General features: G+C 43.1%; 9 protein-coding genes. 5 read left to right on the forward strand and 4 right to left on the reverse strand.

Annotated elements, in window-relative coordinates; translation table 11 throughout:
• The first annotated feature begins 27 nt into the window (after positions 1 to 27).
• The 3 genes from PN499_RS24225 (at position 28) to hemJ (ending at position 3032) form a co-directional block, all read left to right on the forward strand.
• On the forward strand, positions 28 to 1452 hold the full coding sequence (locus PN499_RS24225; protein ID WP_272035356.1) for a DUF3370 domain-containing protein: 1425 nt from the start codon (positions 28 to 30) through the stop codon (positions 1450 to 1452).
• Between the two features lie 395 nt (positions 1453 to 1847).
• On the forward strand, positions 1848 to 2351 hold the full coding sequence (locus tag PN499_RS24230) for a hypothetical protein (protein WP_272035358.1): 504 nt from the start codon (positions 1848 to 1850) through the stop codon (positions 2349 to 2351).
• Between the two features lie 111 nt (positions 2352 to 2462).
• On the forward strand, positions 2463 to 3032 hold the full coding sequence (gene hemJ / locus PN499_RS24235) for a protoporphyrinogen oxidase HemJ (protein WP_272035360.1): 570 nt from the start codon (positions 2463 to 2465) through the stop codon (positions 3030 to 3032).
• Between the two features lie 258 nt (positions 3033 to 3290).
• Here hemJ and fghA read toward each other — a convergent pair whose 3' ends face one another.
• Complete coding sequence (fghA, locus tag PN499_RS24240) at positions 3291 to 4148, reverse strand: S-formylglutathione hydrolase (protein WP_272035362.1); 858 nt, start codon at positions 4146 to 4148, stop codon at positions 3291 to 3293.
• A gap of 63 nt (positions 4149 to 4211) precedes the next feature.
• Positions 4212 to 5321, reverse strand: a complete 1110-nt coding sequence (locus PN499_RS24245) for an S-(hydroxymethyl)glutathione dehydrogenase/class III alcohol dehydrogenase (RefSeq protein ID WP_272035364.1) — start codon at positions 5319 to 5321, stop codon at positions 4212 to 4214.
• Between the two features lie 142 nt (positions 5322 to 5463).
• Between PN499_RS24245 and PN499_RS24250 the strand changes: the two genes are divergently transcribed.
• On the forward strand, positions 5464 to 6147 hold the full coding sequence (locus tag PN499_RS24250; protein WP_272035366.1) for an SDR family oxidoreductase: 684 nt from the start codon (positions 5464 to 5466) through the stop codon (positions 6145 to 6147).
• A gap of 161 nt (positions 6148 to 6308) precedes the next feature.
• A complete protein-coding gene (locus tag PN499_RS24255; RefSeq protein WP_272035368.1) occupies positions 6309 to 6857 on the forward strand; it encodes a diguanylate cyclase in 549 nt (182 codons plus the stop codon).
• A gap of 50 nt (positions 6858 to 6907) precedes the next feature.
• Here the strand turns inward: PN499_RS24255 and PN499_RS24260 are convergent, their stop codons facing one another.
• Both PN499_RS24260 and PN499_RS24265 read right to left on the reverse strand, forming a co-directional pair.
• Entirely contained in the window at positions 6908 to 7654 is a 747-nt protein-coding gene (locus PN499_RS24260; protein WP_272035370.1) for a pentapeptide repeat-containing protein, read from the reverse strand.
• A 44-nt stretch (positions 7655 to 7698) separates the two neighbouring features.
• The gene (locus PN499_RS24265) at positions 7699 to 8340 is read right to left on the reverse strand and encodes a hypothetical protein (RefSeq protein ID WP_272035372.1); all 642 of its coding nucleotides are present in this window, start codon (positions 8338 to 8340) and stop codon (positions 7699 to 7701) included.
• Positions 8341 to 8890: the final 550 nt, after the last annotated feature.

Consider the following 8890-nt stretch of genomic DNA (forward strand, 5'->3'; position numbering starts at 1 on the left):
CCCCTCTTCCCCTAGTCCCTAGTTATAATGTTCGCGCCAATTTTACCCCTGGCTCAAGCCATCCCCGTACCGCCTGCCCAACAAGTTATCCTCCCTCCAGAAGTTCCAGCACAGGCAGATGAACTTCTGAATCCGCCGCCGCCGCGCATTCCGCCAAAGGTGGTGATGCAAACTCAAGAAGTCCGCCCTTTACCTGGACAACTAGATAGCATTCCTGTCTTCAATAGCAACAGTCCAGAAATGGTGCAGACAGAAGGTATTTTGCTTTCTACCTTCCCCTCGCAAGGAAAGCAAACACCCTCTGCACACTTGAATTTTCCCTTCAAAGGCCGCTTTGACATATTTAGCCACCACATTGTCAAGGCTAAAACTACTCAACAAACTCGTACTCTCTATCAGGGCATAATTGCCTATAATCCCAATTCTCAACCTGTCAATCTGGATGTATTGCAAGCAGTCAGCTACCTGACTCGACCGGATGCACTATTTGTGAGTTTACCTTCTTATCTTGAAAACCCTTTGGGTACGGTCTTTGCTGGGCCTGGGAGTCGGGTGACAAATGATGTGCTCCGAGGCCGCAGACAAGATAGTTTTCCGGCGGCGATGGAGATTCCTGCGGGTAGAAGTCAGATGTTAATCAATTTGCCGATACCAGTTGGTAATGTAACGCCGTCATCGAATGGCCGCACTACTCTGATGCGCCTTTCGAGTAGTAATTCACTATATATTGCTACTTTAGCGATGTTTGCTCCTTTGGATGCTAAGGGTAAGGAGCAATTTCCGACTTTGGAACAGTGGGAGAAGCTTTTAAAGAGTGGTCGTTTAGCGGGGCCGAGAGATTTGGCTCCTACTTTACCGGGTTTGGCTAGTCCGCGAGTGATTTACGGTCGTGTGGCGGGGGTTGCTGAAGGTTCGCAATGGTTGGCGCGTGTTACGGATAATCCGAAGGTGGATTATTTGAGCGTACCTCAACGGGGAAAGGCGTTTTCTTATGCTTTGAGCACTACTTACACGGGGACTTTCGGGACTGGTCAAATTCAAAGTGCGAAGATGCTGGCTCGTTATCCCGATACTGCTTATTATGCTCACGGTAATTATGGGGTGCAGTATAGTTTGACTTTTCCTTTATACAATCCAGAGAAGCAAGCTAAAACTATTAGTATTGAGATGCAAACGCCGGTGAAGGCGAATAAGCAGGCTGAGGGTCTGATGTTTTACGATCCTCCTGATAATCGGGTATTTTTTCGGGGTACGGTTCGAGTTCTTTATAATGACGATCGCGGGGCGACGCAAAACCGCTATATTCACATCATACAGCGGCGGGGTCAGCAGGGAGAACCTTTGGTGACGCTGAATATGAAGCCTGGGGAACGCCGGGCTGTTCAGGTTGAGTTTCTTTATCCGCCTGATGCTACTCCGCCGCAGGTTTTGACGTTGCGATCGAGTGGTTAATATTGAATTTGGTGATTGGTGATTGATGATTGGTGAGGCGATCGCAGATTTTAAGTTAGATTGTTTTATTTTGGATGTGGATATCTCGACTTTCAACTAATAGAATCCCGGCAACGGGACTGAAACCTTTTTTACACTTGTCTTATTCAAGTGTGACCAGCGCCCCCTGAAATTGTCTTGACTTAAGCGCTTTTTACCCAGGTTAGATGCTAAGATTTTCGCGATCGCGCCAGGCCAATTCATCAACCGTCCATTCTCACACACCCCCAAATGCCCGAAATAGGTTGAACCCTATCCAAAACCCTAGCCATCTCATCAAAGTTTCACAATCATTAATCAATATCAAATTAATTCCCCGTACTGTTTAGATATCAACACAGACGGACTTAAACAAAATGAACCTTCAAAAACGAGCCTTAATTTTAACTCTATCCTTGGTAAGTTTAATCACTATAAGTTATACAGGATTAAAACCTGCTCAAGCTGAAAAACCCGCTACTCAAGGACAGCAACAATCAAGAACAGCCTCAGATTCGGCCAGACAACAACACCAGAAAGAAAATCAGGCCCGTAATGGTAAAGAAAATCAACTGAATCTCACCGACGATCAAAAAGCACAAATTAAGCAAATTCAAGAAGAAACTCGCCAGAGAATTAGTGCAGTTTATACCCCAGAGCAAAAAGAATCGATCGGCAAAGCGAAGCCACATCAAAGAGCTAATTTAAAGCTAAGTGCAGAGCAAAAAGCGCAAATCAAAGCCATTCAAGAAGATGCTAAACGTCAAATGCAAGCAATCCTGACAACTGAACAATCGCAACAGGTTCAGGGACAGCGTTCTTCAAAAGACAAGCACCAACACCAGTCAGCTTCTACTAAACCTGCCTCCGAAAAACGGTAGATGCAGCGCAATTTCTAACTCCTACTCCTTTAGCCATACCCGTCAGCAGACGGGTTTTTTGTTTTTGATTGACAAAATATGAGATAATACTATTTTTTATGGAGAAAAATCATGGCTTATTTATGGTTTAAGGCATTTCACTTAATCGGCATTGTCGTTTGGTTTGCAGGCCTGTTTTATCTGGTACGGCTGTTTGTCTACCACGCTGAAGCTAACCAAGAACCCGAACCGGCCCAGACAATTCTCAAAAAACAGTATGAGATTATGGAGAAACGTCTTTATCACTTGATTACCATGCCGGGAATGACGGTGACAGTGGTAATGGCAATTGGTCTGATTTCCACTGAACCTGATGTTTTGAAAGATAGTTGGCTACATTTTAAACTGCTTTTAGTCGCGCTTTTAATAGCTTATCATTTTTACTGCGGCCGACTCAGAAAAAAACTAGCTGCTAATGAGTGTAAATGGACTGGTCAGCAATTTAGAGCTTTAAATGAAGCACCAACAATTCTTTTAGTATTGATTGTTTTGTTAGCTGTGTTTAAGGGAAGTTTGCCAGTAAATGCTACTGTTTTTGCCGTTGCTGGATTGATTATCGCGATGGTAGCCACCATTCAACTTTATGCTAAGAAACGGCGGGAAGACAAAATTAAATTATCGGGAGAATTGGCTCAAGAATAGTATAAGATAGGACTTACGCTCATGGCTCCAGAAACCGGGTTTTTGAGAGCATCTGTTGGTAACAACGAAGTATTTTCGTCAAAAAACCCGGTTTCTTTGGTTGGGTGCGTAAGTCCTGTAAGAGAGAGCCGATGATCGGGTTTATCCAAAAAGACCTCTCTCCCTACCTCCTTTCCCTACCAGGGAAGAGGGAAATTTCTTTTCTTTCTTTCTCCCCCTTTCCTCCTAGCGAAGGCTGCCGAGGGGTTAAGTCTTTTTTTACACTTCACCCCACAAAACAGCCGCATGATGCCGAATATGATCTTCAATAAAAGTTGCGATAAAATAATAGCTATGATCGTAACCTTCTTGCATCCGCAGAGTTAGCGGTTGTCCCACTTTTTCACAAGCATCCCTAAACACATCTGGCAACAATTGCCCATCAATTATAAATTGATCTGCCGTACCACAGTCAATCAGAATAGGGCGACCATACTGTACTTTTAGTATCAATTTGCTAGCATCATACTCCTGCCACTTCTCTTGATGATCGCCCAGATAATTAGTGAAAATATTTTGACCCCAAGCGGAAAGAGTGGGTGCAGCAATTGGTGCAAAAGCTGAAACAGAAAGGAAGCGATCGGGATTTTTTAAAGCACAAATTAACGCCCCATGACCCCCCATAGAATGACCAAAAATCCCCTGTTTTTCAGCTATTACCGGAAAATGTTCTGCTATTAAATTAGGCAACTCCTCAACCACATAACTATACATTTGATAGTGTGCTTTCCAAGGTTCCACAGTTGCATCAACATAAAAACCTGCACCGCTACCTAAATCCCAGCTTTCATCCTCGCCAGGTATGCCAGTATTGCGAGGGCTAGTATCAGGAACAACCAATATTAACCCATATTTAGCTGCAAATTGTTGCGCCCCTGCTTTGAGCATAAAATTTTCTTCAGTGCAGGTTAAACCAGATAGGAAATAGAGAACTGGTACAGACTGAGATTTAGCCTGCGGTGGCTGATAGATTGCAAACTTCATCTCACTGTTACAACTGTGAGAATGATGACTATAAAAGCCAACTTTGCCGCCAAAACTTGCATATTCTTTCTGCAATTTAGGAGATTCAGACATAATACCCATGATTGATGTAAGTGAGAAATCAGAAATTAGAAATCAGGATTCAGAAGATATCGATCAAAACGTAATAATAGTGCGAATTGACTGACCTTTGTGCATCAAATCAAAAGCTTCATTAATCCGCTCCACTGGCATCACCTGAGTAATTAAATCATCAATATTAATTTTACCATCCATGTACCAATCAACAATTTTAGGAACGTCAGTCCGACCCCTCGCACCACCAAAAGCCGTCCCCTTCCACACCCGCCCAGTTACTAACTGAAACGGCCGCGTACTAATTTCTTGACCAGCTCCAGCCACCCCAACAATTACACTTACTCCCCAACCTTTATGACAGCATTCTAAAGCTTGCCGCATGACATTAATATTGCCGATACATTCAAAAGTGTAGTCGGCTCCGCCTTTAGTTAAATCAACTAAGTAAGGGACTAAATCACCTTCAATTTCTTTAGGGTTTACATAGTGCGTCATCCCGAATTTCTCGGCTAGCTCTCGCTTAGCGGGATTGATATCTACGCCGATAATCATGTTAGCGCCCACCATCCGAGCGCCTTGAATGACATTCAAACCCACGCCGCCTAAACCGAAAACTATAATATTCGCTCCTGGTTCTACTTTCGCAGTATTAATAACGGCACCGACACCAGTTGTAACGCCGCAACCAATTAAACAAACTTTATCAAAAGGGGCATCTTCTCTAATTTTGGCTACCGCAATTTCTGGCAATACAGTATAATTAGCAAAGGTTGATGTTCCCATGTAGTGATGAATCATTTCTCCGCCAATTGAAAATCTACTACTACCATCGGGCATCAGACCGCGCCCTTGAGTAGAGCGAATTGCTTGACAAAGATTCGTTTTTCTGCTAAGACAGTATTCACAATTACGGCATTCTGGAGTGTAGAGAGGAATGACGCGATCGCCAACTTTCACGCTTGTAACACCTGGCCCAATTTCTGCAACAATTCCCGCTCCCTCATGGCCTAAAATAGCTGGAAATAAACCTTCAGGATCGTTACCAGAAAGCGTGTAAGCGTCAGTGTGGCAAACACCTGTAGCCTTGATTTCTACTAGCACCTCACCCTCTTTTGGCCCCTCAAGCTGTACAGTTTCAATACTTAGTGGTTTGCCTGCACTGAAAGCGACTGCTGCTTTAACATCCATGTTTTTGCACCTTTAGTATATTTGTAACGCCGCCCTCTGGGCAGTTAAATTACCGCCCAGAAGGCGGGGTTACGTAATTGCTAGTCAATTTACTTACTCTTCTGTATTCTATAACTAAATCTCAAAATAGCAAATACTTATTATGGCAAAAATAATCGTAATTACGGGTGTAAGTCGGGGTCTTGGTCTTGCCATGACGGAAAAGTTTATCGAATTAGGTAACACTGTTTGCGGGTGCGCTCGTTCTCCAGAAGCAGTAGAAAAACTCAAGGAAAAATATGGTTCACCTCACCATTTCACTTGCGTAGATGTCGCGAATGAATCTCAAGTAAAATCTTGGGCAGAACAATTGCTAGCAACTTGTCCGCCCCCCGATTTGCTGATTAACAATGCGGCAATAATCAACCCTCTCGCACCTCTTTGGCGCGTAAGCAACGAGGAGTTTTCCAATTTGATTGATGTTAATATTAAAGGTGTAGCTAACGTAATTCGCTACTTTGTCCCAGCTATGCTCTTAGTAAAAAGTGGCATTATTGTCAACTTCAGCTCTGGTTGGGGGCGCTCTACTTCCCCAGAAGTTGCCCCTTATTGTGCTTCTAAATGGGCAATTGAAGGACTTACTCGCTCATTAGCTCAAGAATTGCCAGAAGGCATGGCAGCAATTCCCCTAAATCCTGGCATTATTCATACTGAAATGCTGGAAATTTGTTTCGGTGAAGAGGCGGCAAATTATACATCGGTGCAAGAATGGATAGAAAAAGCTGTGCCTTTTTTACTTAAGTTAAAATCTTCAGATAACGGTGCATCTTTGACAGTTCCTTCTTAAGACAATACCTTTGCTTCTACATTTTTTGAACTTAACAGGAATCTCAAATTGTAAGGTGGGCGCTCGCCGCAACAAGCTTGTAAATAATAGTAGAAGATAGTTGTCGGCGAGCGCCCACCCTACGTTTAATTATGTCCGACTACTTAACAGGAGTAAGATCAATGAATAACGAACAGATTAAAATAGATCCTCTAACCAAACTAGCGAACAGAAGTCAATTCAATAAATATCTTGAGCAACATTGGCAACACCTAGCACTAGAACAAAAACCACTGTCTCTGATTATGTGTGATATTGACTGCCTCAAAACCTATAACGATCGTTATGGGCACAGCATCGGCGATGATTGTATATGTCAGATTGCTAGCAGTATTCGGGATACTGCCATCAGTTTAGTTGCTACAGCAATAACAGCAAGATACGGAGGAGACGAATTCTGCGTGATTTTGCCTAATACTGATGTAAATGATGCAATTCAAATTGCAGAGAAAATACGCTCAGAAGTCAACGCTTTGCAAATTCTTAATGAATCTCCTGACTTGTCTAGGTTTGTATTATCCAAGTTTGTTACACTTAGTTTGGGTGTAAGCACGACTATTCCTGACATTAATGTATTACCAGGAGAACTACTTAGAGCAGCAGATACAGCAATCCAAGAAGCCAAAAATGATGGACGCAATCGCGTTATATTCAAAGAATTTACTGCGTAAAATACCTTCGCTCATCTCTTGGTATTTAGGGAATCAAAAATTAAAAATTGCTAGTCGTGAATTGTGCCATCCGGCATAGTTGCGCCTTGCAAATTAACATCATTTAGATTCACTCCCGCCATATTAGCACCTCTGAGATTAGCCCCCATCAAATTAGCGCCTGTAAAGTCAACTTTACTCAGATTTGTCCATCTAAAATCCGTCCCGCTCAAGTCAGCAAAACTCAGATTAGCTCGGAAAAGATAAGCTCCATTTAAGTGAGCGCCACTCAAATTAGCTTTATATAAATTCGCTCGATAAAGGTGTGCGTCTACCAGTTCAGCTTCATAGAGATTAGCTTGAGTAAGATTGGCATTACTAAGGTTAGCTCCTATCAAGTAAACCTTCATCATTACCGTTCCAGTTAAATTAGCCTCACCTAAATCTGCTCCTCTCAAATTAGCACCGCTCATGTCAGCACCGATTAAATTGGCTGCGTTCAAATCTGCTCCCCCGAAGTCAGTTGATTGGAGGTTAGCGCCTGTCAAATTAGCTGCAATTAAACTAGCATCAATTAATTCTGCAAATGAAAGGTTCGCCAGACTCAGGTTCGCATCTTTCAGGTTAGCACCCATTAATTTCGTGTTGCTTAAATTCGCCCTAAAAAGGTTTACTCCGACGAAATTAATGCCTTTTAAATTAAACTCTCTGAGGTTGGATTCGCTCAAATCTGGTTCTATATTCCCGTTGCGGTTTCGCCAATAAATCCACCGATTTACACCCAACTTTAGCAGTGCTAAATGCTCTGTATTTGCCATAATAAATTAAATCCCCACTCCACAATTAAAAGTTTAAAATCCACCTATTCATTCCGCCCAAAACCAGAATTATCGCGACCAGCTACGCTTTCAATAGCAACTCGCGCTGCACTAGAACCCGCCAAAATATCCCGTTCTTCTCCCCCTAAATAAAGCCTTCCGAAACTGCCGACAGCCTGAACTTCTAATATATTAATTGAAGCCGCCTTTTCTGCCTCATTTGCAGCTAATGCCGCATAAGCAGCCGGTTCTACTTCAAATACATAAAGCGTTTGCCCTGCTAATAGCAATTGTCCCCGCCGCGTGCGGTTAATTAATTGTGTTTGGTGAGCATCAATATTGCGGATAATTTGGCTAGAAATTACTCGCGGTTTAATACATTCCTCCCTCCGAACTCCCAAAGCCTCCAAAATTGCCTTGCCAGCGGCCCGCGTTTCTCCTTGGCGGCTAGAATGAACCTCTAAAAGACCATAAAGCCTTTCTACAACTTGTACTCCAGGGCGCACGGAGGCAGATTTCAGGGCGATATCTGTAATCTTATTAATTTCAATTCCTGGTGATATTTCTATCCACAGCGACGCATCCCCTGGTAATGGTAAAAACCCGGCAGATACAGTGCCAATATAAGCCGCGTGTTGCGGCTGTAAGCTGTCTAGAAATACATAGCTGCGTAACTCTATTCCCAAAGTTTTTATCTCCACCCATTAGGGTACAACTATTAGATTGCTTGCAATAATATCTGGACGCTTGAAATCGCTACTAGACTATTGAAGTCCACCTGCGCTGGCTGTGGATTTTTTGCAAGCCGCATATTAAACACGCAACTCTTCAGTGTACCTCACTTTTTGCACCATTTTCTTCAAGATCCTTTTTTTCCCTCTCTTGAAAGACATAACCCCCCAACCCCTCGACAGCAAGGGAAGGGGGAGTAATTAATACTATTAAACTCAAAGAGAATTAATAGTTAAGAATTTTTTCCTCTCTCCTTGCTGTCGAGGGGTTGGGGGAGAGGCCAAACAAATTTTGGGGCAGCAATGGAACAGCCCGCCCCTATTAGGGGAGGGTTAGAGAGATGTAGGGATAAGGCTGAGGGTAGTCTAGAAATGCGGTTTCTTTCGGAAACAAGACAGTTAAGTAGGTGAACATAAATAAACGCTATAAATTGTAAGGTGGGCGCTCGCCGATAATCATCTCTGGCTATGAATTACAAGCGATTGGCGGCGAGCGCCCACCCTA

Source organism: Kamptonema animale CS-326 (assembly GCF_028330895.1).
GTDB classification, from domain to species: Bacteria; Cyanobacteriota; Cyanobacteriia; order Cyanobacteriales; family Microcoleaceae; genus Kamptonema; species Kamptonema formosum.

Excerpts from the sequence above, each read along its gene's own strand:
- PN499_RS24225 (WP_272035356.1), top strand. The coding sequence starts at position 28 with ATGTTCGCGCCAATTTTACCCCTGGCTCAAGCCATCCCCGTACCGCCT.
- PN499_RS24230 (WP_272035358.1), top strand. The coding sequence starts at position 1,848 with ATGAACCTTCAAAAACGAGCCTTAATTTTAACTCTATCCTTGGTAAGT.
- hemJ (WP_272035360.1), top strand. The coding sequence starts at position 2,463 with ATGGCTTATTTATGGTTTAAGGCATTTCACTTAATCGGCATTGTCGTT.
- fghA (WP_272035362.1), bottom strand. The coding sequence starts at position 4,148 with ATGTCTGAATCTCCTAAATTGCAGAAAGAATATGCAAGTTTTGGCGGC.
- PN499_RS24245 (WP_272035364.1), bottom strand. The coding sequence starts at position 5,321 with ATGGATGTTAAAGCAGCAGTCGCTTTCAGTGCAGGCAAACCACTAAGT.
- PN499_RS24250 (WP_272035366.1), top strand. The coding sequence starts at position 5,464 with ATGGCAAAAATAATCGTAATTACGGGTGTAAGTCGGGGTCTTGGTCTT.
- PN499_RS24255 (WP_272035368.1), top strand. The coding sequence starts at position 6,309 with ATGAATAACGAACAGATTAAAATAGATCCTCTAACCAAACTAGCGAAC.
- PN499_RS24260 (WP_272035370.1), bottom strand. The coding sequence starts at position 7,654 with ATGGCAAATACAGAGCATTTAGCACTGCTAAAGTTGGGTGTAAATCGG.